The sequence below is a fragment of the Paenibacillus sp. S-38 genome (assembly GCF_049942825.1).
Taxonomy (GTDB): Bacteria; Bacillota; Bacilli; order Paenibacillales; family NBRC-103111; genus Paenibacillus_G.
Genome location: NZ_CP187970.1, coordinates 1,609,440 through 1,633,799 on the forward strand (window position 1 = coordinate 1,609,440; position 24,360 = coordinate 1,633,799).

The following is a 24,360-nucleotide window of genomic DNA, read 5'->3' on the forward strand; positions in this document are numbered from 1 at the left end:
GGCGAGGAATCATGGCAAAGAAAATGCCGGAAATGGAAGATTATAAGTACGGTTTCCGCGATGAGCACAAAGCCATTTTCCAAAGTGGTAAAGGCTTGACCAAAGAAATCGTCACTGAAATCTCCCGTATGAAAGGCGAGCCCGAGTGGATGCTCGAGTTCCGCCTGAAGTCCCTGGAGCAGTTCTTCAAGATGGAAATGCCAACTTGGGGCGGCAATATGGAGGATCTCGACTTTAACGACATCCAGTACTACGTTAAGCCATCCGAGAAGCAGGGCAAAACGTGGGAGGAAGTTCCGACCGAGATCAAGGAAACGTTCGACAAGCTCGGGATTCCCGAAGCGGAGCAGAAGTTCCTCGCGGGCGTATCCGCCCAGTACGAGTCCGAGGTCGTATACCACAGCATGCAGAAGGACCTGGAAGACCAGGGCGTTCTCTTCATGGATACGGACACTGCGCTGCGTGAGCACCCTGAGATTTTCCGCAAGTACTTCGGTACGGTCATCCCGCCAAGCGACAACAAGTTCGCGGCACTGAACAGCGCGGTATGGTCCGGCGGTTCCTTCATCTATGTTCCGAAGGGCGTCAAAGTGGAAATCCCGCTTCAGGCTTACTTCCGGATCAACTCCGAGAACATGGGCCAGTTTGAGCGTACGCTGATCGTAGCCGACGAAGGCAGCTTCGTACACTACGTAGAGGGCTGTACCGCTCCGGTCTACAGCACGAACTCCCTGCACAGTGCCGTGGTTGAGATTCTGTGCCTCAAGGACTCCCGTGTACGCTACACGACGATCCAGAACTGGGCGCCGAACATCTACAACCTGGTTACGAAGCGTGCGGTTGCAGAAGAGAACGCCACGATGGAGTGGGTCGACGGCAACATCGGCTCCAAGCTGACGATGAAGTATCCTGCCGTAGTGCTCAAAGGCCGCGGCGCAAAGGGTATGGTTCTCTCCATCGCGGTTGCAGGTAAAGGCCAGCACCAGGATGCCGGTGCGAAGATGACGCACCTGGCACCGGACACGACATCGACGATCGTCTCGAAGTCGATCTCCAAGCATGGCGGCAAGGTAACGTACCGCGGTCTGGCTTCCTTCGGCCGCAACTCGCAGGGCTCCAAGGCGAACATCAAGTGCGATACGCTCATCATGGATAACGAGTCGACATCCGATACAATTCCATACAACGAAATCATGAACGATAACATCACGCTGGAGCACGAAGCAACGGTTTCCAAGGTATCCGAGGATCAGCTCTTCTACCTGATGAGCCGCGGCTTGACGGAAGCGGAAGCGACCCAGATGATCGTTATGGGCTTCATCGAGCCGTTCACGAAGGAACTGCCGATGGAGTATGCGGTCGAGATGAACCGTCTGATCAAGTTCGAGATGGAAGGATCTATCGGTTAAGCCTTATATATTAAGGGTTTGCTGAATCGTTTAATACCTTTTGTCCGTTTTTTGCCCGGTTTCCGGGCGAGACATATCTTTCGTAGAGGGCGAGTGTATCGTCCTCTATTTTTTTTTGTGACGTGAAGGTACGTGTCCGCGGTGACTTTCACGTTTGCGTGACCAAGTCGTTCGGACACGTATTTTGTTTCAGCACCTGCCTCGAGGAGATGGACTGCATGAGAATGTCGTAATGCATGCGGAGATAGGATAGGAAGGCCAGCTCGTTTACAAACTGCTTTAAAGTAATCCCTGACAACATTGGTACGCAACCATCGGCCGTCATGCTGATGGAACACTATATTTTCTTTTGCTGGTTTGTAGTTTGTATATCTGAGAACGACCTCTTTCTAATTGATTCGATGCCTTTTCATTATTGGGTAGAGTTCAGCGGATATACGAGTGTCTTGTTAACGCTCAATGTTCTCATGCGTCAGATTGCCTTGACGTTGTCGCTCATATCGGAGAAGAAGAGGCTAGCAGGTGCTAAAGAGAAGCTGTTTGACATAGCTCGTTCATGGTCGTTGCCACCCGAGGACATCTTAATAAGGTAAGTCAAAGACTCTGATTATACAGTTCATGGCTGGTAGCGGCTTTAAACTAACTTGGACTAGAGAGAACAAATTAAAGCAGCAGCGTGATTATAATGTGGATTGACCTCTCAAGACTAAGTTCACGAAGGACGAAGTGTGAGCACCGGGGGATAGATCGCCGCACGGCATCTGCTCCCTTTTTCATTGAAGTAACGGGCAGAAGAGTAGAATAATATTTCGTTTCTAATTGTTAATCCTTAATAATTTGCATATTTTCCGATTCCTGAAGTACAATAGATTTGGGTAATGTTGGAAAATAGAAGTGAGACTCCAACTGTAGCAAACCGTGAAGCACTACTCAAATTCATAGCTGCACTCATCGCGGATTGGCTGGAGTAACAATCAGCTTCATGATTAACGTCCCATTCGTAACAGAGGAATTGATACGTTTTGGAGGATGCTGATGATTTTATCGTTAAGTTATAATGTGCTTGTACCAAGTAAAAAACGAAAAGGAGCTCACTATGAAAGCACTCATCACTGGCGCAAATAAAGGCATCGGTTTCGAAATCGCTCGAAGTCTTGGTAAGCGTGGCTATGACATTCTCGTTGGAGCGCGTGATGAAGCCCGTGGGCAGGCAGCAGTCGAAAAACTTGCCGCAGAAGACATATCAGCGACGTTCATCAAGATTGATTTGAATCATTTTGACAGCTTGCACGCAGCGGCTAAAGTGGTTAATTCGCTCGATATTTTGGTCAATAATGCTGGAATTCCTGATAGTGTCAAGCCTGGGCGCGCGGCGCTTGACCTCGCAAAGGGCACATTTGACTATACAACTGAGGATTTACGCACTACGATGGAAACGAATTTTCTCGGCACACATGAGCTCGTCAAAAGTCTGCTGTCATCTCTGACAGACAACGCGAAAATCGTCAACATCACCGTTCCGATTTCGCCGACCGACTTTTGGCACCCGCTCGCTTACATTACGAGCAAAGCAGCACTCAACGTGATGACACTGACTTACGCTTACGAGTTTGAAAAAATGGGCAGCCACCGCCAGATTTTCGGCATCATGCCTGGCGCTGTCGCAACCGACTTGAACGGCATGGAAGCAGGTGCGCACGGCGGATTCGTCAAGTCTTCCGAAGCCGCTGGGCAGATGAGTGCCGACATTATCCTGTCTGATAAGAATCAAAATGGCCAAATTATTCAGTACGATGGAAAGATTGTAACAGATTATGAGATTCAACTGAGAGGCTAGAAACATCAAGCTCTGTCAGTGGTACTACTTCGATTGGCAACTTTAGTTACATAGGGCTTGCTCAATGATTTTCGTCAAAAGGCTTCGAATCCAGCCATACAATGTTTGTCAGCGTTGGCCGAGTCACGGATCATGAAGTCGGTCGTTGCCTCCGCTATCGGAGAACGATAGTTGAATACAAAAAGGCTGCCGAGGCAGATGCTTGCTCTGGTTTTGAGCCCTCAGACTTGGGGGCTTTTTGTCATGCCTCTCGTTCCAAAAACGACGGTTTAAGGAACGGCACCGAAGTATCAGTAAATCAATCTCATGATCCTGTCTTATACCTAGTTTCTAAATCCGTCTCAAAATCTAAGTTTCATAAAAATACCTGTTTATGATTCTTCTATGAATAGTGAAAGAGATTACAGGGCGGGCACCAAATACAGTATGAGATAAGAACCGGGGAGAGGGGATCTCAACAGTTGTTATTGATCAGGCTCGCTGCGGCAAGCATTTTGTGTGAAGGCGTAAAACATGAATTGGCTGTTTCAAGTAATGAATTTATCTGGAAAAAAACCGTTAACTCGCGCCAATGCATCAATTAGTTCGCTATGAATTATAGCAGGAACGCAACAAAGCAATGTAGATCATCGGCATTGCTTTGTTGTTAAGCGGACATTCCGATGTTGCGTCTGCTGCGGTACAAATGGTATAACGACAGGAAGAGCGATCAGGGTGGAGGGACGAAGAATGGCTGAAGTTACGTTTTACCGGGATGAAGCACTGCCTTTTCTGGAGGGGAAGTACTGTACGGCGGACGATCTAGCCTACCATAGGCATTTTCACGAGGAATATTCGGTCGGGCTCATAGATGCAGGCCAAACGAACGCCTGGTGCGACGGCGAACAGATTCAGGTGGAAGCGGGAAAAATGATCAGTTTTCCGCCGATGATGCTGCATGCCTGCCATCCGGAGCCGGACGCGGAATGGCGGTACAAGATGTTGTTTATCCTCCCCGACTGGCTGCAAGGGCTTGAACCGGGGGAGCTTAATCGGCTGCACATCCCGTTCTTGCTGGGCGGGGGCAAGAATGAAGCGTGCCGAGAACGATTAAATCGCACTATGGGCGCGCTCGCAGGCGGCGGTTCTCCGCTTGAAACCGAGACGGCTCTCATTGAACTGGTACAAGCTTTGGTTGACCCTAACGAGAATGACTTGGGGCACGCAGGCTCACCGGGTGGTCAGGAGCAAAAATACGTGAAGCTGATCAAAGACTACTTGCAGGCGAATTTTACCGAGCGGGTGACGCTTGAGCAGCTGGAGCAGGAAGCCGGAATCAGCCGGTTTCATCTGATCCGACTCTTTAAGAAGGGGAGCCATCTGCCCCCTCATGCCTATCAAAACCTGCTGCGCATCAATCACGCCAAAATCCAGCTGGCGAAGCGGCGTCCGATCGTTGATATCGCGGTGGAGGCAGGTTATTATGACCAGAGTCATTTTACAAAGGCTTTCTCGAAAATCGTAGGGGCAACGCCTAGGCAATATGCGATGTCGATATAGAGGAGCAATTTTTTACAATAATGCGCCCCTTCCGCGCAAGTACACTTGAAGTACTTGTAGAAGGGGGAAACGTAATATGCACGATAACAAGGAGTGGGGACAGCAAGCGGCAGACGCATTAAAGTCGGTCGCCAGACGAATGGATATCAAGGCTTATGTGGAGCAATCACCATTGCTATACGGGCTGCTGAAAAAGGCCGCTTTACAGTATGTAACAGGCGAATCCCGTATAGGCGGGCTCGAAGCGGGTCAGAGACTTACTGCCAAAGGCTATGCCATTTCGCTAGAGTACATTGGCGAGAATACGGCAAATGCCGAGGAATGCGAGGCGGCCGTTGAGGAAATAACAGCGCTAATCGATGATCTCGGTCATAAGGGGTCATCCGCCCGCGTATCGTTCGATCTGTCGCATATCGGACTAATGCTGGATACCGAGCTTGCTTATACGAACTTAGCCAAATTAGCGGCACGAGCGCAGGAAGCAGAATTGGAGCTGTTCATCAGCATGGAAGAGTCCGCTAAGACAGAGCGGATCCTGGAGGTATACAAGTGGGCCGCGTCCAGGTATCCGAATGTCGGCATTACGCTGCAGGCGCATTTACATCGGACGCCGGATGATTTGGCCGCGCTATCAGCTTCGCCGGGGCGGATACGAATCGTGAAAGGCGCCTATCAGGAAGCGGGCGAGGTAGCGATCTCCCGATCCGAAACGCTGAATGAGCGATATTTGCAGTTAGTGGAAAAGGCGCTCGGAGACGGACACCGGGTTTCAGTTGCTACGCATGATGAGCGCATCATAGAGGAAGCGATACGGCGAGGTTTATTGACTGTGCGTGGCGCGGAGCTGGAGATGCTGTACGGCATCCGGCCGGAGCTAGGCGGCAGGCTGAAATCAGCCGGTTATCCGGTTCGGATTTATTTGACCTACGGCCATGAGTGGTACTTGTACTTATGCCACCGGATCGCCGAATATCCGCCGAATCTGTACCGGGCTGTTGCGAATATGGCCGATTCGCAGCGCATTGATCCTGTGGAGGAATATGATTGACGGGTCGCAGCATGAACAGTCAGCTGCATAGGCAGGACAAAGCCTCTTCAAGCTCATGCTGTAAGAGGCCTTCAATGGAGCTGCATAGCCTCTTTTCGTCAGCGCTGCGGATAATCCTACCCGAAAGGCGGATGGCCGGTGTCGCCACTTCGTCCGCACGATCTTCGGCATACATTTTCTTTCCAATTGGTGGAAGAGTCGAAATGGCATTACGGCGGCGTGGATGAGATTGAGCTTGAACGCCGGCTCGGTCATAAGTCCAGACGTTACATTTTCAGGTGTACGGCTTACTTTTGTTGCCGGTGTAGCAAGATTGAATCCATGGAAGAAGCGTTCCATGTTTTTCAAGAAGGATCATCTGCACGGGTAGCGTAAGTTGGTGAGGATACGAAGGAAACAGGCCAGATCGACCGGCTGCCAGAGGGGGCTCGCACCACATGGTGAGGGCTTTTTGTAGCCTTGGCTATCAAAAACGATGGTATTTGAGACGTTGGTCGTTCAACTAACAGGCAGGATAATTCGATGACTTATTGAATGAATACTTGTAGAATACGGAACTTTTGAGGGGGCGTATATGGCACGGACAAAAAGTCGGAGAAGCGGAATTATGTGGTAACACTTTATGAGTTCAAGCGGCCATGTTGACAGCACCACTCAATTTTGCCTTCTTTGTCTTAACAACCCCATTGTACCCCGAAGTTACCAACATATCACGCGCTTTGAAGGGGATTGGTGTTATACCAATCCCTTGGATTATTCCTCTCGTTTTTTCTCTTTATTGCGATTGGCAAGTTTCGCAAATACTTCGTTTATTGTTCTCATTCGCTCCTCAACTTTCTTTGCAGCGGCATCCAACGTAAAACCATCTTCCATAAGCTCTTTCACCAAAAGAACTTTTTTGATGTTAAGGTAATCGTATTTCCTTGTTGTCCCTTCCCCTTCCTTAGAAGACTGGATAATACCTTTTTCCTCCCAGTAACGGAGTTGTCTTTGTGGAACTCCAGTAATATCTGATACTTCCCCGATGCCGACAACCAATTTACCTAATAAATCAAAATCCAATAAGATGTTTTCCAATTGATCATTTCCGTTCATAAAAAATCACCTTCTATGCTTGGCTTTCTTAAATTGTATACTTGTTACAATAAAAGTAGATAAATTACACTTTGTGATTCAGCACAAAAATCTTAGGAGTGGTTTTAATGCCAATCATCAACGTCGATTGTTGGGTAGGTTTTAGTGATGAACAAAAAGACGATGGGTGAAGGAGTTGACCAATGTTACTGTGAAGTTTGAAAAAATGAAAAACAAAAGAAGGTTCATCATTTTACTCTCAACTGTGACCGTATTAGGACTTATGTCGTTCGGGATGGTGTATGGAAAAGGTTCAGTATCTAACCAAAAGAAAAATGAGGTGTTCGGTAACATGGAAAATTTAACTGAAATCAATATGGAATTAGATAAGGTCAACATGGAACAGGAGGAAAAGGTGGAAAAGGAATATAGCAAAGCGTTGGAACGAGCATTGGAATTATTGTCAATCCCCGAAGGTTACACATTAAAAGATGTTCAAAGCCAAAAACAAAACAAAGCTGATGTTTGGGTTTTCCGATATGAAAAAGCTTCAGGACAAAATAACGGTCTGAACGGCGAACATTATTCTTTTGTAGTTGACAAAAACAACAACAAAATTCTTGGTTTCACGTGGATGGACGAAAAATTCTCAACGGGTGAACTTCCAAGTAAGGAAGAAACGAAAGCTATTGCCAAAGCATTTTTGGATAAGGTTGAACCCGGTATGTTTGCAAAATTGAAGAATCTATGGATTGACAAACATGACGAAGTGATTGCCGTGAAGGATGAGAAGTATAACGAAAGTGTGAATCTTACTATTTCAGGAATGAAATATAAATGTTATTTGGCGGAGCAAGACAATTACGCTTGGGTAATCGTTGGCCCCGGTGGTAATGTGATCACCTTTGAACAAGGAATTATTTGGAATAATGGTCGAGTAACTGAAAAATGGTTACACGATAGTTGGTTAAAGAACAAGTAACTAATCCTTTCGGCGAAGTTATCTGTTAATAGCCGAACCCTGATACCCTTGCCCGCGTCGCAGCGGGTTATCTTTTTTGGATACTGCGACATAAAAAACTCTCGGGTTTGTAAATTTCTCAATATGCCGCATAGGTAAAAAACGTTTTCCATACTCGATGGGAAGCTCTTTCCAATGCATCGAGATGAGCTTTTTTAAGCGTCCCATGTCGCTTGTACTCAGGATCACGGCCGACGGTGGAATGCTTGCCCGGAACAGGCAGCAAATCATCCGCGGTGTTCTCAATCCCCTGAATTCCAGGCTTCTCATCGTACGACAAATACACATCGCAAAGCGGCTTCAATTCGTCATTCTCCGGAATGAATTCAACCTGCTGATACACGCATAATACCTCAGCACGCTTGGCTTCAAAATCAGGGTCCCGACGTTGTAGATAGTACGTCACTTTATGGGGCTTTAGTTCTTGACCGAGCTTGCCCCTGGCATCCCGGTAAGCGTCCTCTTTCTGATCAGCGAGAGAGTGGGAAGGATAGCAAAGACCCGATGAAGAACCTGGGTGGATGAAGAAAATGAGCACGAAAAATTATACTCAGCATTGAGTTATCGGAGAACGATAGTAGAACAACCGGGAGCAAATCGCCGCGGACAGCTGCTCCCTGGTTCGCATTAAGCTAAAGGCCAGCATACGACAATACACTAGGGAACCTATTGTTTAGTTAAGGCGTCTATATGTAGTCAATATATATTTATATATATATATAAAATCTGGAGGCCGTCTTAATGATTATCAAACGAATTAAAGTATTAACCCTGTTTCTTAGCCTATCTGCAGTGCTTGCTACTGGGTGTTCACCTAATACTACAGAGTTAGCAAGTAATAGTAATCCTGCTTTGATTACCACAAGTTCAGAAGAACAACAGATAGCTTCGAAAAAAGTACGTTATGCCCAGCTTAAATCAGACTTCGAGATAGAGAAGAAGAAACTCGAATCCATGCCTTCAAGCACACCAGAGGAAATCGAAATAAATGTGGAGCAAGGTCGTAAAGTAAAAGAAATAGGTTGGGAATTAGGGTTGCTTGAAAAGGAAGTCGATCCTGACTACCCACGACGGGAATTGGAAGGAAAAATTTCCAGTTTGAAACAAGGCAATGAATTGCTTCTGCATTACAAGAGGACTAACGATCCACGGTACGAAGCTCTTTTTAAACTAGACAATTATAAAAAAGAACAAATTACACAAATTGAAAAAGAATACCAAGAGAAAACCAAATCGATAGCTCAACTTTTACAAGAATACGATGAATTGATTAACATGACGGAAGTTCCAAATATAAAGTAGCGAATTAACATTGAGTGCTATTCAACTATAGAGGAACGTTAGCGCAATAACCAGGGAGCAGATCGCCGCGCGGCAGCTGATCCCTGGTCTTGTTGAATTAATGGATAGAAGTGTGTGTATGGAGGACGACGTCTGAGCAAAAATTCAATACAACTTTGCCCCTTTTTGTCCCCCACAGTTTGAAAAGTTATGAACCTAGATGAAAATTGATTCTCAATAAATGCATTATTTCTCAAGGGTTTTTTATGAGTTATAACACCCAATAAAAGCCTTGACTAATAAAGTTCGAGATGGAAGGTTCGATCGGTTAAGTTTTATTTTTAGACATATCTTTCGTAGAGGGCGAGTGCATCGCCCTCTATTTTTTGTGAACGTGAAGATACGTGTCTGCGGTGACTTTCACGCCTGCGTGCCCAAGTCGCTCGGACACGTAATTTATATTTACGCCCGCTTCTAGAAGGTGGACTGCGTGAAAGTGGCGAAGTGCGTGGGGTGAAAGAACGGGTAAGGTTGCTCTTTTACATACCGCTTTAAAAGTAATCACGAACGACATTAGTACGAAGCCATCTTCCATCATGCTGATGAAATACAATATTGTCTTTCGCAGTCTTATAATTTACATACTGCAAAATGACTTCCTTTTGGTTGACCTTACGGCGTTTTAAAACCTTAAAATTGGTTCGTTTAGCTTGATCTCCCGGTTACTCATTTTAGACTTTGGCGTAGAGAGATAGGGGGCAGAGTTAAGTGGGTAAACAAGAGTTTTATTAACGGTAAGAGTAGAGCTATCCATATTAATATCATCCCACGTGAGTGAAAGAGCTTCACCAATTCTGATACCTGTACGGGATAACAATGTAAAAAGTGCGAAATACTGAATTGGATGCTCGATATTTTGCATGCTTCACAGGCTCTTTTACTGAGACTTGGGCCAAATATAAAAGTCGGGTTGCTGAGAAGCTGAAGCAACAAGGAGCTGCCTAAGAGCAATAGATTGTTGTTGCAAGATTTGGGAGGAACTAACCTCCCACACTAATCAAGTTTGATTTGAAAAATGAATAAGAGGACCACAACAATGGGGATTGAGAGCCCGTAGGCAATCAAAGGGCGAGAATGGTGAAGTCTAATCATCGGGAACATCATTATATCGAACAAGATTGAATACCAAAGGCTCCAATTGTGCTGATAAGAAATTCTTCCCATCGATTGAAGTATCCATTCTCCAAAAGAGTATATACCAATCCAAAGTCCGTAGTGGATAAACTGTTTGTATAGTGTCTTTGGGTATCTGGACAGAAAAATGAGGACGGTTAGCGGCATGGTCACAATGGCATAAACAACAACTGTGACAGTTTGGTTGTACAGGAAATCGGGATGAAACTTCCACATTGTTTGGTCCTTTGTGAGGTACTCGTAAAGGAACCCGCCTGCTGTTATATAAAGCATAGAAGGATGATATTGTTTCCAGTTTCTCCAGTCCCCCCACCGCCATGTGGCGAGGATTACCAAAAAAGCATAAAGAACATGCATAGAATGTCCTCCCTGCAGTACAACCATGTTTTTCATTCAAGAAAACATAATCCAGGATGTAAGGAAACAAAATAACCCCCCGCCACGCTATAAACGACGGGGGATATGTACCGAGGGTCATGAGCTGCGCCATCGGTTTTGTTGGGATGTTGTGTTTTCCAAGATGTTCAAATGTTTTGGCAAGAAGAGATAGTATACGGCCAAAAATACAGGCAATGAGTAGAGTGTGTTCCAGTGAGTTTCCTTCATTAAGCCAACGGCTACAGCTCCCCACTCAACAAGCCCAGACAAGGCGGTAAAGAGAAGGGTATGAAGGAACTTGTTTCGTTCTTGATAAAAATTCAGGTAAATAACAGCAAGACAAGGTGGGATTATGGCGTACAGGAAAAATTCACCGATTCCTCGCTTGGTTGGGTCGCCTATGTCAAACAAATCCAACCATATAGCGAAGACGGTGTCGACAACCCAGACTAGTCCTGCTATTAATCCGAAGGTGAGGTAAATTTCGCGCCAGTTTATTCTCTTGGGCATGGTTATAACGAAAAACAAACAGAAAAATCCGAGTACCACCGGGTACCACCACCCAGTACTAAAATCCATTGCATTTATTATTTCGTTCATATTCCTTCCTCACTTCCTTGGCATGTTAAGAGTTTTTCCACACGGAATATTATTCATTCAACAAAATGACACAAAGTCGGTAGTCATGTACCACAATCAATATTTAATTACCGGGAGACTGCTATGCGAGCATTGAGCTTATTCACCGGCGGCGGTGGTTTGGATCTTGCAGCAGAGTGGGCTGGGATTAATACAGCAGCAATGTGTGAACGAGAACCATTCCCTCGAAGGCATTGAGCTAAAGGGAAACGATAGTCGAATACCAACATCAACGAGCAGGCGAGCGTAGCCTGCTCGTTTTATTGAACTATCGGGCAGGATACTTCCAATATGTGCTAAAATGGGGTTGGCGATTACAACTCCCTTGACACACGTTGAAGAGTCAATTAGGAAAAGGAGGACGTGAGAGGTGCAGGTCTTCGATACACGTCAAATCAACAATTTACTGAGTGGGGTTGGCCTTGCTTGTGAACTTGAAGCTACCTCTGGAATGAATCGAGCCTTCGTAAAAGTAAAGGCTATTGATAAACAGAAATACTTAAACAAGATAGAACCCGACTTGGCTAGGTTTTACTTAAGAAAATACGAGGTACCCACATCGTATCTAGAAAATGAATGGGACGTTACAGACGACGAACTTATCGAATCAGTTCATGAAATAAATATTATAGGAATCAAAAATCTTGAGAAATACCTGGCTCAATATCTGGATAATTTCGGGAGACTGGTAAGCGAGTGGAATTGTGAAAATCCGTTGTAAATGGAGAAATGACGTTACGCTATCTGGGAACGACTAGGCTGCCGACACACGCTCGGCAGCTTAATTATGATAATGGGAAGCTTAGTTATAATTGTTCTATACAGGCGACGGTTGCTAAAAATAGCTATTATATTATAGGGGAATCGCCCCCAATAACTAAGAAGGAGTCAATGATGAGAGCTAATGCCCAATTCATTTCGGAACAAAGGCCTTTTACAATCATCTGTAATGATATCATTTTAAGAGAATTTATAACTGCTGATTTAGATGCTTTTCATTCCTTAACCTGGCAGCCTGAAATATATGAATATTTGCCAGGTTGGAACGTAGCGAAAGAACAGAGGGAGAATTGGTTTATAAATTATGAAATTCCAGAAAATAAACAATTTTTAAATGCTGTATCGCAAGACGGTATTATTGGTGATCTTCGACTTCGTTTGGGAATCGTACATAAAGATTCGGGAGAGTTTATTGGTTGGTGCTGCACTGGAATTAAAGACGAACTGCCGGCCCCAAACCGGGAGATTATGTTTGCAATCTCCAAGGACTATAGAGGTCAAGGTTACACCACGCAAGCTGCTCAAGGGTTAATCAATTTTTTATTTATGTATACAGACGTTGAGGAGCTAAGTGCCATTGCTCTTTTACGTAACACACCATCAAATCGTGTAATACAGAAGAGTGGATTTAGTTTTAAATGTACCGTCGACATCGAAAACGAGAAATATTATTATTATAAAATTACCAAGAGTACTTGGGAAACTATGACATAGTACGTTACGCTAACTGGGAACGATAGCGGAATAACCAGGGAGCAGATCGCCGCGCGGCAGCTGCTCCCTTCTTCATTGAAGTAACTGGCAGGATAACGGAGAATCAACTGTTGATTTATGGTAAATTTAAAAGGGGGTGTGATTTTATGAATAAGGATAGTTTTACAAAGATCATCTTGGTTGGAATATTAGCTTGTTTAATTTTTAACTCCTTCAAATTAGACAGTAAGGAAATCCAAGCACCAACTCCTAATGTAGATGTACATAACAATGGTGGAAGAGTCGTTCAGATTGCACCCAATACAATAGGAGTCATTGATACAGGGCATGGAAGTGGATGGGAACAACTCGTTGTGTTTGAATATAATCCTGCTACAAGAACATTTGAAATTGTTAGTTCTCTGCCTTATGAAGATTACTTTACTCATCCTAAAGATCATGATATTCCAATAAGAACTGATAAGTATCCTAATTAGTCCCCATTAAAGTATCGGGAAACGATAGTTCAATCATGTCACCGACGGCCGGCCACTCGATCGGCCGCCGGTCGTCGTTGAACTAAATGGCAGTTTTCGTCAATGCACCTTCTTTGAAAGTATTGTAAAATATCCTTATTTGATGAGGTGCCAAATGATTAGCATTCATGATAACGAGATAACATCTTATCAGGTGGATTTGAAAAATCACAGAATAATTGTATACACGGAAGCACCCAGTAACTCCGAACTAGTGGAAGTTTCATTTGAAGGTGTACTAGCACATCGATTCGAAGCCCAACTAGAGGGAAGTATTATCTTGGACATTCAAGAATATGGGTTGAAGGGTTTTTTTGAGGATAATAAAGAGCTGTTGGAGAAACAAAAAGACTATTGCTGGCCATTGCACTATGACAGCATCGATGAATTATCAGTTCGGCTTACAACAGAAGGGTATCTATATTATGTGATCTATTCTTCATACGGATTAAATGGTTGGATTGTAGCGAAGCAATATGCCGTTAACAGGGTTGTGTAGGGCGACCATTCAACTATGGGGAACGATAATGCAACAAACAGGAAGCAGATGTTAGATCATTGTTTTTGAAGGTTTCGATAATTTCCAATTGCGAAGAAAAGCCGGCACATCTCAGTAAGACGTCCGGCTTTTGGGGGTTGATTAAGAAGTAAGTTAAGGGCTACTCTTTTTTGTAATACTATAGAGCTCTACAAGAATAAGCCAGGTGCTCCAGATGACTATTATTAAACCCACAGTCTTAAATAGTCTTACTAAGAATAGATTAGGGTTTTCTAGCCCTATACTAGACAAAATTTCATAGAGAATAAATGGGGAGAAGTTGGGCGTAAACATTAACGAAAACCCTACAAAGAAGGTGGCAACAGCTTTAGGAAAACGACTTCTCATGCAACCGCCCCCTTAAATTAGTGAATGGTAATTTTATCATTTATTACTTAATTAAACAAATTTCAGACTGCAGCGACGTCTGCACTCTAATCGTTTGGGAGTAAAGGCCCCGTGTTCAGTAAGGTGCTGGCACACTTGGTCGTTCAACTAAACATTCCTGTATAGCCTAAGAAAACGGCTTTGTCAAAAAAGGAGCGCCTCGGTATGATGGGTTTGTCCAATACACCATCAAGGAGGCGCTCCTTACTATGAAGTTTAAGCAATCTGACGCACAAAATCAACGGATTGAACGAATCACTACCTCTCACCTCGTTATAGGAATTGACATGGCCAAGGAAACTCATGTTGCACAAGCCACCAACTTCCGGGGAATCGTCCTTTCCAATCGTCATCTTGCCTTCAAGAACACTGCGGAAGGGTTTGAAAAGCTGAAGCGCTGGATCGAGTCACTGCAGCAAAAACACCGCTTAAAGAGCTTCATTGTCGGCATGGAGCCGACAGGACATTACTGGTATAACCTGGCCAATTGGCTGGTTGATCTAGGGATCCATGTGGTGTTGGTAAACCCGGCAACAACCAAAAGGAACAAGGAAAATCGGGATAACTGTCAATCCAAAAGCGATCCAAAGGATGCATTGGTTATTGCAGATGTCGTTAGCCGTGGCTATTACTACGAGTACAGTCGGCAGGCCGAAAGCTTTCAGCGGCTGAAAGTCATGATGAGTGACCGGGAATTCTGGGTTACCAATAGCGTACGACTGCAAAATCGTATTATTCGCTGGCTGGATATCCGCTTCCCCGAATATGCTTCCGTATTCAATAAGTGGACGGGCGTAAGATCGTTGGCGACACTGAAGGAGTTCCCGTCTCCACTTGATCTGAGAGGCCTTTCCACTGCAGAGATTATTACAGGTTGGAGAAAACACATGCAGCGAGCCGGCGGCTGCTCAGGTATTCAGAAAGCCGCGGAACTGCTCTCTAAGGCGAACCAGAGTGTAGGGGACATTACGTCGCTCCATGAAGCCAAGCAGGATCTACAGAGGTTAATTGAAGAGTATGAACGAATCGAGAGTCATTTAGAGCAGATTGAAAGGGACGTCGCATTGCTGCTCGATGACATCCCTATAGCTGGCCAAATGCGCACAGTTAAAGGTTTGGGGACAATTTATATAGCAGCCATTCTCTCTGGCGCAGGCGATTTAACGCAGTATGCCCATGGGCGTCAGCTGCTGCGAAAAGCTGGTTTAAACCTGGCTGAAAGCATGTCGGGAAAACGTAAAGGGGAGGTTATACTCTCCAAGCGAGGGAGTGCCGTTCTCCGGAAGTACATGTATCTTGCTACCCTAACCCTTACAGGAGTCAATCCGATCTTCCGGCAGTTACATGAGAATAATCTCAAAGTGAGGCATATGAGCAAACAGAAGTCGATACTTAAACTGCTGGGGAAACTGGCGCGGATATTAATTGGAATGGTACACAGTGGAGAGTCCTTCACACCTGAAAAAACAGTGCACACTTCGCTTCAAGCAGCGTAAGAATGTAAGCTCAAACTTCTCTACTGCACGCATACTCCACAATCCCTTGGGGACTAACCATCCCAAGGCTCTACGGGTCTGTGCCCTTACATTCCTTCGTTACACCTGTCCAAGGTGTGGAGACGGAGACCGATAGCGTTTAGTGAATGGGTCTGTGCCCTTTTTGGGAACGAACTCGGTCCTCCGTGCTTTCTTTGTTCGAAATCCTGCGAATGAGTCAATCCACGCCCCGGGGAAATGTATCTGAGCGTTTCTTCTATTCCCGCATACCCAAAACTGATCTTATGGATGTCTGTGGTTTAATTCCTGACTTAATCCAGCAATCAAAGGTGATGAAATCCTGCGAATGAGTGAGCATACGTGAGATAAATCCTTAATACTGAGGGACTGGGAACGTTAGTTGAATAAATCTAGAACGGCACCGTGCAATGATCAGCGGGCATCAATTATGAATAGGAGGAAACAGAGATGGTTATCAGGAAGAGGCTAAATAAATATTCAATCTTTCTTTCAATGTTATGTTGGATATGCTTCTTTCAAACAGGATTCATCAACTCTGTATTATCTGTGGATGGTCACTATACAGTACTCTGGCTGGCCATAATTTCATTATTAATGAGTGTCATAGGTCTAGGTGGCATTAATAATTGGATAACAGCTTCGAAGTCGATTATTTCCGTTCTTCTAAGCGGCATCCTGGTATTTGTCGAGGTATTACTTTTTGTTTTTTCTAATGTCTTATCATTGAACTAAACGGAGAACGATAGCTAAATAACAACCAAGAAGAAGCTGCCGCTTAAACGATCGGCAGCTTCATTGTTAGGAGTCGTGGAAATGATACTGGAATCAATAGGATCCTGTCCTTTAGCAGACGGAATAATATCTGAAATCACAATTAGAACTGATCAGGTAGTCGTTAAATACAAATCGTGGAATGATAAAGATTTTGATATTGTATTTAACAATAGTCTTGGCCTAAATAACTATAGAGCAGTCGGAAATGTTGTGAGTCACATTGAAATACTGAAGGACGGCAAGGACCAACATATGAGGCACTGCCAAACCCTTTCTGAACGGGCACTTGAATCCGAGCTTGTTGAACTAAAGATGTATTTATTTATTGAAGCTTGGGGCACATGCTCCATTTTAGAGGTGTACGCATCAGACGTTGTAGTTTTAGAAAATTGAAATTGTTCCAAATTAACTAGAGTCCCTAATGCCTAGATGATCAGTTATTGTATTGAACTACCGGAGAACGACGGCATGGACCCGATCCTGCGGGGCATCAAGTAATCGTGGAATGTTGAGAAAAAGTGAGATGAAGTTTATGTACGACTATATAAGTATCCATTATCATGACTACACGAATAAAATAAGAACCGATATTCTGGAGAATTATTTAACTCGTAGTTTGGGATTTACAAAAGTAAGTCATCTGAGGTTTACAAAAGAGGTCATTGGTGAGGTTGTAAATCTGACAGGTATTCATGCTAACCTTAATGGAAGTTATGCTTTTAACACATTAGAGGGCATTGAAGAAGTAAACCTAATAGAAATTGATGTACCAAGATACACAAATGACATTATAGAAAAGACGATTTCTGAGATTGCTGTACAGATTACTAAGGAATTTTCATGGATAATTGATGAGGACCATGGACTGAACTAACTGGGAACGATAGTTGAACAACAAAAGAGCATTTGCCATCGCAAATGCTCTAGGTTAGATATCTTTTATATGTTTATAATACAAAACCTGTTGCTTACCAGAACTAACATTAATCGTAATATCATCTATGCCATCGCCTATGTGTGGACCATAATATGGGTGGACCCTAACAGTTACATTATAGGCTCCACCTACCCCATATATTTGTTCAATATCGAGAATTTCAGTATCCCATCCTGCCCAGGACGGAGGACCCTTTGGGTGAGAGGTATAAATTTCCGACAGCGCTTTTTCAATTGATGGATCAAGGCTTCTAATTAATGCGAATTTGATCTTATCACAATCTGGTTCAATTGATATTGCCTTGATGGGATTTAATGAAAATGAGGAGATACCCAACAAGGGACATAGCAAAAAAATTATTTTTTTCATAACATCACCAATAAATAATATCCCCAATTTCAAAACCATTACTCAGCTAACGGAGAACGATAGTACAACAACCAGGGAGCAGTTCGCCGCGCGGCAGCTACTTCCTTCTTCATTAAAGTAACGGGCAGCATTCCTATTATGAGTAAATACGAAGTTTGAGAAATAAAAAGACTCCTTGATATGATGTTTATGGGTCCCAGAGCTCGCCAGCGAACGGATCCAAAAACAAACCAAGGAGACTACAAGATGAATATTACTCAAAATGAACGTATTAATCAAATCACTTCTTGTACCTTAATTGTCGGAGTGGACATCGCAAAATTCAAACATGTGGCCCGAGCACAAGACTACCGCGGAGTCGAGTTCGTAAAGCCTATTACGTTCGAGAATACCCGAGAAGGCTTTGAATTGTTCGTTAACTGGTTCCGAAAAATTGCGACGGAGCAAGGGTTCAAGGATGCTATCGTTGGCATGGAGCCAACCGGCCATTACTGGCTGAACCTCGCGTATTACCTGGAAGAACAACAAGTTTTATGCGGTGTAGTTAATCCGCTGCACGTGAAGAAAAGCAAAGAATTAGACGACAATTCGCCGACCAAGAACGACATCAAAGATGCCAAAGTCATCGCACAGCTTGTCAAAGATGGAAGATACGCCGTACCTAATCTTCTCCGAGGCAAATATGCCGAACTCAGGGAAGCGATGAAAATTCGCGATCATCTGTCGACTGACTTGCGCGTGGTGCAGGGCCGTATTCATAACTGGTTGGATCGGTACTTTCCAGAGTTCCTCACGGTATTTAAGGATTGGGAATGCAAGTCAGCACGCCAAATGCTCAGTCTTTGTTTGTTACCGCATGAGCTGGTTTCACAGTCAGAGGAAGCCTTGCTGAGTCATCTCAGAAAGGTTGCCAAGCGAGGTCTCGGCATGGAACGTATGAGAAGTCTGAAAGCAGCGGCAAGCCGTTCTATTGGCCTGCGAGAAGGTACAGCATTAGCAAAACTCGAGCTCCAATTACTATTAACACAGTACGAACTGCGTGAAGGTAAGTTTGCTGAGCTTGAGGCAAAGCTGGATGAGCTCTTGGAGCAAATCCCTCATGTGAAGCAATTAATGGCCATTAAAGGAATAGGCCGGGATAGCATAGCTGGTTTCCTCGCTGAAGTCGGTGACATTGGGCGATACCGGCATCCTAAGCAGATCATAAAGTTAGCCGGCTTGAACTTAAAGGAAAACACGTCCGGTAAACACAAGGGACAGACAAAGATTACAAAGCGCGGTCGAAAGCGACTGCGAGCGCTGCTATTTCGCGTCATGATGCCGCTGGTGGCAAAGAATCGTGCCTTCAAAGCATTGCACCAGTACTACACCAAACGGCCAACCAATCCATTGAAGAAGATGCAGTCACTCATAGCACTATGCGGTAAGCTAATTCGAATTCTCTTTGGTGTCCTGAAAAAGGGGCATCGGTTTAGTGAAGAAAAGATGTTGGAGGATATCCCAAGGTTCACGGAAGTGTCGTTAGCAGCTTAGATTACACGTTAATTCATAGAAGGCGAACGTAAATAACAAGAGTACAGACAATTGAAGCACGGATAAGTCGGAACAAAATTAACATACGGACGAAGATCCTGTCGGGCAGCATATCCGACCTCCACCTCATGGACAGGTTGAATGAAGGAATGTGGGAGCGTAGACTCTGTGAGACATGGGAGCGTAGACTCTGTGAGACATGGGAGGGTTAACCGCCACGAGGCTATGTGGAGATCCAAAAGGTGCGACCATATATATCCAAAATATCCACTTTTTAAAATGGGTGGTCTGGGTAGATCTGCTTTTTTGCATTCCAAGTCCCCATATTTTTCATCTTATACAACTTTGTCCCATTCAATGGTTGTCTTGTATAAAAGAAAGACGTTCAAAATCTAAGAAAACAAGCGTATTTAAGAGAAAAGCGATTCTCCATAGAGGGAGGATAGTTTAAGATCATTCGCGGTAAACCGTATCACAAGTAACGGCAAGTTTTAGGGGGAATGTCGAAGAAGCCTTCAATAACGCGTTGACCGGCATGGGTTGGGGAAGGAACGCGCTCAACGGAAAAGTCGGCGCAAACGGGCTTCTTCGAGTTTTTCGTAACAAAGAACGATGCTGTACCTTCGCCGTTTTTGGTGGGAGGGGCCTTTCTGCCAGTTGTCTCTCTGCCTCGGTCTTGCGCTGCGCAGGCTGTTCGTGCTGGACTTTCAGTTTGGCAGGATGGGCGATCTTCTTTATGTTCTGGCACGTCGCTGTGCGGACATACCTTATATTCACTTTTGTTATATTTTTGACTGGATCCAGAATAAAACGGACTAGCGTAATTTCGAATGCTAGTCTGTTTCTGTTTGTTCGTTATTCTCCTTATTGAGTCGCTTTCGCTGGACATGGGCCGCTCCCCATTGATGTAAGGCTTCCAGAATTGGAGACAGGCTCATGCCGTATTCCGTGATGGAGTATTCCACTTTCGGCGGGATCTGCGGATAAATGACTCGTTTAACGAGCTCTTCCTCCTCCATTTCGCGCAGATGGAGCGTAAGCATCCTTTGCGTGATACCGGGCAGCAATCTTCTTAGCTCATTGAACCGTAGAGGTTTGCCTTGAAGCAAATGATAAAGGATAATCGGCTTCCACTTGCCGACGATCGAATCCAGCGCCGTAACGAATTGACATTGGACAGGATTCTTTTCCATTTGTTGACCTCCGTAACAGTACCTTTTTTAATACTATACCACATAATTGTTCCTACTTTTAATAAGTAAGTACATATTATATGATCGGTCTAGAAAGTGTACTTAATTTAATTACAGAAAGGAAGTTTTGATAATGGCAACTATACTGTACATCACCGCACATCCCCTTGATCCTCAGGAATCTTTTAGCCTCGCGGTAGGTAAAGAATTTATTGAGGCGTACCGTGAAGCTAATCCAACAGATGAAGTTGTTCATTTGGATCTGTACAAAGAGAATATTCCGCAGTTCGATGCAGATGTTTTGCGTGGCTGGGAAAAGCTTCGGTCGGGTTCGTCTTTTGATCAATTGTCCAAAGCCGAGCAATCAAAAGTAGCTCGGCTTGACGAGATTGTCAATCAATACGTGTCTGCCGATAAGTACGTGTATGTTTCCCCCATGTGGAATTTCTCGATCCCGCCGGTTTTGAAAGCATACACGGATGCGACTTCAATTCCGGGCAAGACGTTCAAATATACCAAGAATGGTCCTGAAGGTCTGTTGTCCGGTAAGAAAGCCTTGCACATTCAAGCTAGCGGTTCTGTTTATTCGAAAGGTCCTCTTGCTGAAGTTGAAATGGGATACAGCTATCTGAAAAAGATTTTGCAGTTCTATGGAATTCAATCTATGGAGGCCATATTTGTTGAAGGAACGGCATCATCAGAGCGAGCTCCAGCCATTAAAGAAGAGGCAATTGCTCATGCTAAGGAAGTTGCCACACGTTTCTAATAAGTATAGTGTAAGGATTCATGGATGGATTGCACATGGGTCAGTACATGACGAGTATATATTTACTTAGATTCCTCGCACTTCAATAGCGGCTTAGTTTTATCAGGAATTGAAGTCCAAGGGAAGAAATCTGAATAAAGACACCGAGCAGCCGGTCGCAATGATCGGCTGTCTCTGTTGAACTAAATGGGAACGTTAGCTCAATAGGAACCAGTAGCAGCCGGCCACGCAAGACCGGCTGCTTTTTCATTACGCTAACGGAAGGATAATATATCCATTTCCCGAATTAATACTTCTAAAAACACTATGCAAATTTTGGGGTGATTTTTAGTGAATAAAATATCAATTCGGATTTGCTCTGAAGAAGATTTGGACCTTCTAGCTGTCCTAAACAAGCAGCTTATAGAAGATGAGAACCATGATAATCCAATGAATGTCGAACAGCTGAAGGAAAGGATGAAGGAATTCATCAGCACTGACTATAAAGCCTATAAGTTTGAAGTCGGAGATGAAATCATTGGTTTTGCGCTGGTGAATCATGCAAGACAACCCTTATACCTAAGACAGTTTTTTTTATCTGCAGAAACTCAAGAAGACAGGGATATGGCAAAATAGCTTTTGAGAAATTGCTTGAGGTACTAAACACTAAAAATATTGATATCGAGGTTATGCATTGGAACAACACTGGATATGCATTCTGGAAATCACTTGGTTTTAAAGAAAGAAGTGTCTATATGAGATATTAGGCATAATCAATTTTCAGTTAAGCTAACTGGGAACTAAAGGGCAGTTATCTTTAAACCCATGTGTTAAAATATAGTTAAACTGAACAGGTGGGGAATTATTATGAAGGGAAAATATAATTGTCCATGTTGTGGATATAAAACATTACATTATGAGCCCCTGGTTCGTATGATATATGCGAAATATGCTTTTGGGAAGATGATATGGTCCAATTTAATGACCCTGATTATGAGGGAGGAGCGAATGCTGAATCCCTTAGGCAGTATCAGAGACAATTCATATTGGGGCGAGTCAATCGCAAGCCTGAAAATTCTGATGAGCGTGCTGCTGGAAGTCGTTAAGCTAAGCGAGGAACGTTTGCTTACATGTGGATCGGACTTAGATCCCTGAGTAAAAGGAGAAGTCTAATTTGAGAATAAGAAAAAAGGATTTTAAAATCACAGCACTAGAGATTGTTAGAATTTTTGAAATAAGTATTGAGCATGTTGGTTTTCCTTATTCAAAAAGAACATTAATCGATGGTTTCTATGAAAGTAAATTTGATGAAGTTGGTGAGTCAATTAAAAAACGTATCATGAATTTAGAATACAACTTTTTTGGATCGACAAATTTTAAAGAAAGAAACGCTCCCCAAAACGAGGTGCTTTTCAAGGGATTATCTGCTGAATTAGACATTATCAAAGAAGAGCTAGAGAAATATCCAGAGAATAATTAATACTATCGGTCTCCGGTTATTTCGCTAACTGGGAACGATAGTTCAAAAAACATAGAGCAGACAGCCGCGGCAGTTGTCTTCGTAGGCACTGCTAGGAAGGAATTTATTATGAAATTCAAATATTACAATGACACAGGTAGGGATGTAATCATTCATCCAGGCACATCATCAAGTGGGATCGAATGAGATATGCAAATTATTAAGCCGTTGGAAGTGAGAACTTTTTTACTGCCCTCTGGAACCTACCCTTGGGTAAAAATGTGGGATTACGGTGAGCGTGGGTTATCCATCTTAGTTTCTGCTCAGATGGATGAGGAAGCTTCAGAATAATGCAGCAATCATTAAGCTAAAGGAGAACGTTAGTTCAAAGCCATCCAGGAGCAGTTTGCCACCGCTGTAGCTGCTCCTTCTGTCATTACAAAACAGGAATTTAATAACTCATCACGAATACTGAATTATTTAAGACTAACCAATGAAGAGAAGAGGATTATATTGAACACTGAAACTGAGGAGTTCCTGGCTTACATAGGTGATTATAGGATACATGATAGTAACGTTGAGAGCATTCTTTGGGAAAACACGCTTCTTTCGGTCACATTAAAAGGGTATGAAGGCGAAAGAATCGTTATAAAGTTCAATGGGGTGCAAACCATTAATTCTAATAGACCGCTCGGAATGATGCTATATGCATTAAGTGAGATGCGTATAAACGGACCTTATCGCAAGTTTCTCTTTGCAAACTGGAGAGATGAGGATGATGCTTCTCTTGAAGTTATCGCTGAAGATGTAGAGGTACTGTATTAAACTATCGGGAGACGTTACCGCAACAAACGGGGAGTCTAATGAAAATATTAATGAGTTGGTGAGGCGAAACATGGAGAGTACTAGGGAACTCGTAAAGAGTCTATTACCAGAACATGAACTGAATGCTTTGCCCTCAATAGCTATAATAGATCATATCGGAATGAATATTTATAAAAGTAATTATACAAAACTCCGAGACAAAGAAATTTTCATCCAACTTCCAGTTGTTTTACAAGACATAATACTGATATTGGACTTTGATATTGAACTTCAAATGAACGGAATTATTGGCTTTTTAGAAAATTCAACGGGCACATATTTTGAGGAAACGATTCAGGCTTTGTTCCGTATTAGTGCGACCAAGGACTTCGAGATCATGAAAGATATCAAAAGCTTGCTAATATCAAATGGGATAAACACGTTAAGATTAAGGGAAAATCTTATTCATTTATCCCAATATCAAGTTACTAATTCACGTAATATTCATGGTAAGGAGCTATCCGAACTACTAAGTGAAGTTGCTTCCCTGGCTGATCACTTGTACCTTTACCGCGATAATGACAACATTTTTGATCACTTATTTAGTTATTTCGAAAAGAATAAAGCGAAACTCAATGAATATATCAACTGGCAATCATTGAAGTAACGGGAGAC

29 protein-coding genes and 1 pseudogene are annotated in these 24,360 nt (G+C 43.6%); 21 read left to right on the forward strand and 9 right to left on the reverse strand.

Translation table 11 applies throughout. The features are described 5' to 3' along the window. Positions 1 to 11 precede the first annotated feature (11 nt). Positions 12 to 1,409, forward strand: a complete 1,398-nt coding sequence (gene sufB, locus ACP26L_RS07620; RefSeq protein WP_426451937.1) for a Fe-S cluster assembly protein SufB — start codon at positions 12 to 14, stop codon at positions 1,407 to 1,409. On the opposite strand, the gene ACP26L_RS07625 is transcribed toward sufB, so the two are convergent. Continuing rightward, positions 1,406 to 1,747: a tyrosine-type recombinase/integrase gene (locus ACP26L_RS07625; RefSeq protein WP_426451938.1), complete on the reverse strand. Its 342-nt coding sequence runs from the start codon at positions 1,745 to 1,747 to the stop codon at positions 1,406 to 1,408. The two genes, sufB and ACP26L_RS07625, sit on opposite strands and share 4 nt — an antisense overlap. A gap of 758 nt (positions 1,748 to 2,505) precedes the next feature. Here ACP26L_RS07625 and ACP26L_RS07630 point away from each other — a divergent pair. The 3 genes from ACP26L_RS07630 (at position 2,506) to ACP26L_RS07640 (ending at position 5,833) form a co-directional block, all read left to right on the forward strand. Next, the gene (locus tag ACP26L_RS07630) at positions 2,506 to 3,246 is read left to right on the forward strand and encodes an SDR family NAD(P)-dependent oxidoreductase (protein WP_426451939.1); all 741 of its coding nucleotides are present in this window, start codon (positions 2,506 to 2,508) and stop codon (positions 3,244 to 3,246) included. Positions 3,247 to 3,975: 729 nt separating this feature from the next. Beyond that, a complete protein-coding gene (locus ACP26L_RS07635; RefSeq protein WP_426451940.1) occupies positions 3,976 to 4,785 on the forward strand; it encodes an AraC family transcriptional regulator in 810 nt (269 codons plus the stop codon). A gap of 76 nt (positions 4,786 to 4,861) precedes the next feature. Next, entirely contained in the window at positions 4,862 to 5,833 is a 972-nt protein-coding gene (locus tag ACP26L_RS07640) for a proline dehydrogenase family protein (RefSeq protein ID WP_426451941.1), read from the forward strand. A 753-nt stretch (positions 5,834 to 6,586) separates the two neighbouring features. Here the strand turns inward: ACP26L_RS07640 and ACP26L_RS07645 are convergent. Continuing rightward, positions 6,587 to 6,928: a MerR family transcriptional regulator gene (locus ACP26L_RS07645; RefSeq protein ID WP_014649693.1), complete on the reverse strand. Its 342-nt coding sequence runs from the start codon at positions 6,926 to 6,928 to the stop codon at positions 6,587 to 6,589. A 190-nt stretch (positions 6,929 to 7,118) separates the two neighbouring features. Here ACP26L_RS07645 and ACP26L_RS07650 point away from each other — a divergent pair, with 190 nt between their 5' ends. Next, positions 7,119 to 7,889 (forward strand): YcdB/YcdC domain-containing protein, encoded by a 771-nt coding sequence (locus ACP26L_RS07650; RefSeq protein WP_426451942.1) that lies wholly within the window; start codon positions 7,119 to 7,121, stop codon positions 7,887 to 7,889. A 118-nt stretch (positions 7,890 to 8,007) separates the two neighbouring features. Here ACP26L_RS07650 and ACP26L_RS07655 read toward each other — a convergent pair whose 3' ends face one another. Continuing rightward, positions 8,008 to 8,466, reverse strand: coding sequence for a hypothetical protein (locus tag ACP26L_RS07655; protein WP_426451943.1), 459 nt, complete (start codon positions 8,464 to 8,466; stop codon positions 8,008 to 8,010). 203 nt (positions 8,467 to 8,669) lie between these two features. On the opposite strand from ACP26L_RS07655, the gene ACP26L_RS07660 reads away from it, so the two are divergent. After that, positions 8,670 to 9,230 carry a hypothetical protein gene (locus ACP26L_RS07660; protein ID WP_426451944.1) on the forward strand — a complete coding sequence of 187 codons (561 nt, stop codon included), beginning with the start codon at positions 8,670 to 8,672 and terminating at the stop codon, positions 9,228 to 9,230. 358 nt (positions 9,231 to 9,588) lie between these two features. Here the strand turns inward: ACP26L_RS07660 and ACP26L_RS07665 are convergent, their stop codons facing one another. The 4 genes from ACP26L_RS07665 to ACP26L_RS07680 all read right to left on the reverse strand — a co-directional run bounded on the left by ACP26L_RS07665 (position 9,589) and on the right by ACP26L_RS07680 (position 11,381). Next, positions 9,589 to 9,807, reverse strand: a complete 219-nt coding sequence (locus ACP26L_RS07665) for a tyrosine-type recombinase/integrase (RefSeq protein WP_426451945.1) — start codon at positions 9,805 to 9,807, stop codon at positions 9,589 to 9,591. 84 nt (positions 9,808 to 9,891) lie between these two features. Further along, a complete protein-coding gene (locus ACP26L_RS07670; RefSeq protein WP_426451946.1) occupies positions 9,892 to 10,131 on the reverse strand; it encodes a tyrosine-type recombinase/integrase in 240 nt (79 codons plus the stop codon). Positions 10,132 to 10,262: 131 nt separating this feature from the next. After that, positions 10,263 to 10,796: a CBO0543 family protein gene (locus ACP26L_RS07675; RefSeq protein WP_426451947.1), complete on the reverse strand. Its 534-nt coding sequence runs from the start codon at positions 10,794 to 10,796 to the stop codon at positions 10,263 to 10,265. Between the two features lie 81 nt (positions 10,797 to 10,877). Next, positions 10,878 to 11,381, reverse strand: a complete 504-nt coding sequence (locus ACP26L_RS07680; RefSeq protein WP_426451948.1) for a hypothetical protein — start codon at positions 11,379 to 11,381, stop codon at positions 10,878 to 10,880. A gap of 409 nt (positions 11,382 to 11,790) precedes the next feature. On the opposite strand from ACP26L_RS07680, the gene ACP26L_RS07685 reads away from it, so the two are divergent. The 7 genes from ACP26L_RS07685 to ACP26L_RS07715 all read left to right on the forward strand — a co-directional run bounded on the left by ACP26L_RS07685 (position 11,791) and on the right by ACP26L_RS07715 (position 17,519). Next, the gene (locus tag ACP26L_RS07685) at positions 11,791 to 12,141 is read left to right on the forward strand and encodes a hypothetical protein (protein WP_426451949.1); all 351 of its coding nucleotides are present in this window, start codon (positions 11,791 to 11,793) and stop codon (positions 12,139 to 12,141) included. 173 nt (positions 12,142 to 12,314) lie between these two features. Further along, positions 12,315 to 12,914, forward strand: coding sequence for a GNAT family N-acetyltransferase (locus ACP26L_RS07690; RefSeq protein WP_426451950.1), 600 nt, complete (start codon positions 12,315 to 12,317; stop codon positions 12,912 to 12,914). Positions 12,915 to 13,060: 146 nt separating this feature from the next. After that, positions 13,061 to 13,390, forward strand: coding sequence for a hypothetical protein (locus tag ACP26L_RS07695; protein ID WP_426451951.1), 330 nt, complete (start codon positions 13,061 to 13,063; stop codon positions 13,388 to 13,390). A 154-nt stretch (positions 13,391 to 13,544) separates the two neighbouring features. Further along, positions 13,545 to 13,928 (forward strand): hypothetical protein, encoded by a 384-nt coding sequence (locus tag ACP26L_RS07700; protein WP_426451952.1) that lies wholly within the window; start codon positions 13,545 to 13,547, stop codon positions 13,926 to 13,928. 635 nt (positions 13,929 to 14,563) lie between these two features. Then, positions 14,564 to 15,850, forward strand: coding sequence for an IS110 family transposase (locus tag ACP26L_RS07705; protein WP_426451953.1), 1,287 nt, complete (start codon positions 14,564 to 14,566; stop codon positions 15,848 to 15,850). An 834-nt stretch (positions 15,851 to 16,684) separates the two neighbouring features. Beyond that, positions 16,685 to 17,038: a hypothetical protein gene (locus ACP26L_RS07710; protein WP_426451954.1), complete on the forward strand. Its 354-nt coding sequence runs from the start codon at positions 16,685 to 16,687 to the stop codon at positions 17,036 to 17,038. A gap of 139 nt (positions 17,039 to 17,177) precedes the next feature. Continuing rightward, positions 17,178 to 17,519 (forward strand): hypothetical protein, encoded by a 342-nt coding sequence (locus ACP26L_RS07715; RefSeq protein ID WP_426451955.1) that lies wholly within the window; start codon positions 17,178 to 17,180, stop codon positions 17,517 to 17,519. A 54-nt stretch (positions 17,520 to 17,573) separates the two neighbouring features. Here the strand turns inward: ACP26L_RS07715 and ACP26L_RS07720 are convergent, their stop codons facing one another. Continuing rightward, a complete protein-coding gene (locus ACP26L_RS07720; RefSeq protein ID WP_426451956.1) occupies positions 17,574 to 17,984 on the reverse strand; it encodes a DUF3888 domain-containing protein in 411 nt (136 codons plus the stop codon). Positions 17,985 to 18,197: 213 nt separating this feature from the next. On the opposite strand from ACP26L_RS07720, the gene ACP26L_RS07725 reads away from it, so the two are divergent. Further along, positions 18,198 to 19,484: an IS110 family transposase gene (locus tag ACP26L_RS07725; RefSeq protein ID WP_426451957.1), complete on the forward strand. Its 1,287-nt coding sequence runs from the start codon at positions 18,198 to 18,200 to the stop codon at positions 19,482 to 19,484. Positions 19,485 to 20,317: 833 nt separating this feature from the next. Here ACP26L_RS07725 and ACP26L_RS07730 read toward each other — a convergent pair. Next, positions 20,318 to 20,677, reverse strand: coding sequence for a winged helix-turn-helix transcriptional regulator (locus ACP26L_RS07730; protein ID WP_013919599.1), 360 nt, complete (start codon positions 20,675 to 20,677; stop codon positions 20,318 to 20,320). Positions 20,678 to 20,810: 133 nt separating this feature from the next. On the opposite strand from ACP26L_RS07730, the gene ACP26L_RS07735 reads away from it, so the two are divergent. The 7 genes and pseudogenes from ACP26L_RS07735 to ACP26L_RS07765 all read left to right on the forward strand — a co-directional run bounded on the left by ACP26L_RS07735 (position 20,811) and on the right by ACP26L_RS07765 (position 24,352). Further along, the gene (locus ACP26L_RS07735) at positions 20,811 to 21,443 is read left to right on the forward strand and encodes an FMN-dependent NADH-azoreductase (RefSeq protein ID WP_426451958.1); all 633 of its coding nucleotides are present in this window, start codon (positions 20,811 to 20,813) and stop codon (positions 21,441 to 21,443) included. Between the two features lie 330 nt (positions 21,444 to 21,773). Continuing rightward, on the forward strand, positions 21,774 to 22,058 hold the full coding sequence (locus ACP26L_RS07740) for a hypothetical protein (RefSeq protein WP_426451959.1): 285 nt from the start codon (positions 21,774 to 21,776) through the stop codon (positions 22,056 to 22,058). 11 nt (positions 22,059 to 22,069) lie between these two features. Then, complete coding sequence (locus ACP26L_RS07745; RefSeq protein WP_426451960.1) at positions 22,070 to 22,189, forward strand: hypothetical protein; 120 nt, start codon at positions 22,070 to 22,072, stop codon at positions 22,187 to 22,189. A gap of 100 nt (positions 22,190 to 22,289) precedes the next feature. Beyond that, positions 22,290 to 22,528, forward strand: a pseudogene (locus tag ACP26L_RS07750) (CPCC family cysteine-rich protein). Positions 22,529 to 22,596: 68 nt separating this feature from the next. Continuing rightward, entirely contained in the window at positions 22,597 to 22,902 is a 306-nt protein-coding gene (locus tag ACP26L_RS07755) for a hypothetical protein (RefSeq protein WP_426451961.1), read from the forward strand. A 492-nt stretch (positions 22,903 to 23,394) separates the two neighbouring features. After that, positions 23,395 to 23,706, forward strand: coding sequence for a hypothetical protein (locus ACP26L_RS07760; RefSeq protein ID WP_426451962.1), 312 nt, complete (start codon positions 23,395 to 23,397; stop codon positions 23,704 to 23,706). Between the two features lie 70 nt (positions 23,707 to 23,776). Continuing rightward, on the forward strand, positions 23,777 to 24,352 hold the full coding sequence (locus ACP26L_RS07765) for a DMP19 family protein (protein WP_426451963.1): 576 nt from the start codon (positions 23,777 to 23,779) through the stop codon (positions 24,350 to 24,352). Positions 24,353 to 24,360: the final 8 nt, after the last annotated feature.

Bases quoted from the DNA above. Each gene is read 5' to 3' on its own strand.
- sufB (WP_426451937.1), top strand. From the start codon at position 12: ATGGCAAAGAAAATGCCGGAAATGGAAGATTATAAGTACGGTTTCCGC.
- ACP26L_RS07630 (WP_426451939.1), top strand. From the start codon at position 2,506: ATGAAAGCACTCATCACTGGCGCAAATAAAGGCATCGGTTTCGAAATC.
- ACP26L_RS07635 (WP_426451940.1), top strand. From the start codon at position 3,976: ATGGCTGAAGTTACGTTTTACCGGGATGAAGCACTGCCTTTTCTGGAG.
- ACP26L_RS07640 (WP_426451941.1), top strand. From the start codon at position 4,862: ATGCACGATAACAAGGAGTGGGGACAGCAAGCGGCAGACGCATTAAAG.
- ACP26L_RS07645 (WP_014649693.1), bottom strand. From the start codon at position 6,928: ATGAACGGAAATGATCAATTGGAAAACATCTTATTGGATTTTGATTTA.
- ACP26L_RS07660 (WP_426451944.1), top strand. From the start codon at position 8,670: ATGATTATCAAACGAATTAAAGTATTAACCCTGTTTCTTAGCCTATCT.
- ACP26L_RS07665 (WP_426451945.1), bottom strand. From the start codon at position 9,807: ATGATGGAAGATGGCTTCGTACTAATGTCGTTCGTGATTACTTTTAAA.
- ACP26L_RS07670 (WP_426451946.1), bottom strand. From the start codon at position 10,131: ATGCAAAATATCGAGCATCCAATTCAGTATTTCGCACTTTTTACATTG.
- ACP26L_RS07675 (WP_426451947.1), bottom strand. From the start codon at position 10,796: ATGAAAAACATGGTTGTACTGCAGGGAGGACATTCTATGCATGTTCTT.
- ACP26L_RS07680 (WP_426451948.1), bottom strand. From the start codon at position 11,381: ATGAACGAAATAATAAATGCAATGGATTTTAGTACTGGGTGGTGGTAC.
- ACP26L_RS07690 (WP_426451950.1), top strand. From the start codon at position 12,315: ATGAGAGCTAATGCCCAATTCATTTCGGAACAAAGGCCTTTTACAATC.
- ACP26L_RS07695 (WP_426451951.1), top strand. From the start codon at position 13,061: ATGAATAAGGATAGTTTTACAAAGATCATCTTGGTTGGAATATTAGCT.
- ACP26L_RS07700 (WP_426451952.1), top strand. From the start codon at position 13,545: ATGATTAGCATTCATGATAACGAGATAACATCTTATCAGGTGGATTTG.
- ACP26L_RS07705 (WP_426451953.1), top strand. From the start codon at position 14,564: ATGAAGTTTAAGCAATCTGACGCACAAAATCAACGGATTGAACGAATC.
- ACP26L_RS07710 (WP_426451954.1), top strand. From the start codon at position 16,685: ATGATACTGGAATCAATAGGATCCTGTCCTTTAGCAGACGGAATAATA.
- ACP26L_RS07715 (WP_426451955.1), top strand. From the start codon at position 17,178: ATGTACGACTATATAAGTATCCATTATCATGACTACACGAATAAAATA.
- ACP26L_RS07725 (WP_426451957.1), top strand. From the start codon at position 18,198: ATGAATATTACTCAAAATGAACGTATTAATCAAATCACTTCTTGTACC.
- ACP26L_RS07730 (WP_013919599.1), bottom strand. From the start codon at position 20,677: ATGGAAAAGAATCCTGTCCAATGTCAATTCGTTACGGCGCTGGATTCG.
- ACP26L_RS07735 (WP_426451958.1), top strand. From the start codon at position 20,811: ATGGCAACTATACTGTACATCACCGCACATCCCCTTGATCCTCAGGAA.
- ACP26L_RS07765 (WP_426451963.1), top strand. From the start codon at position 23,777: ATGGAGAGTACTAGGGAACTCGTAAAGAGTCTATTACCAGAACATGAA.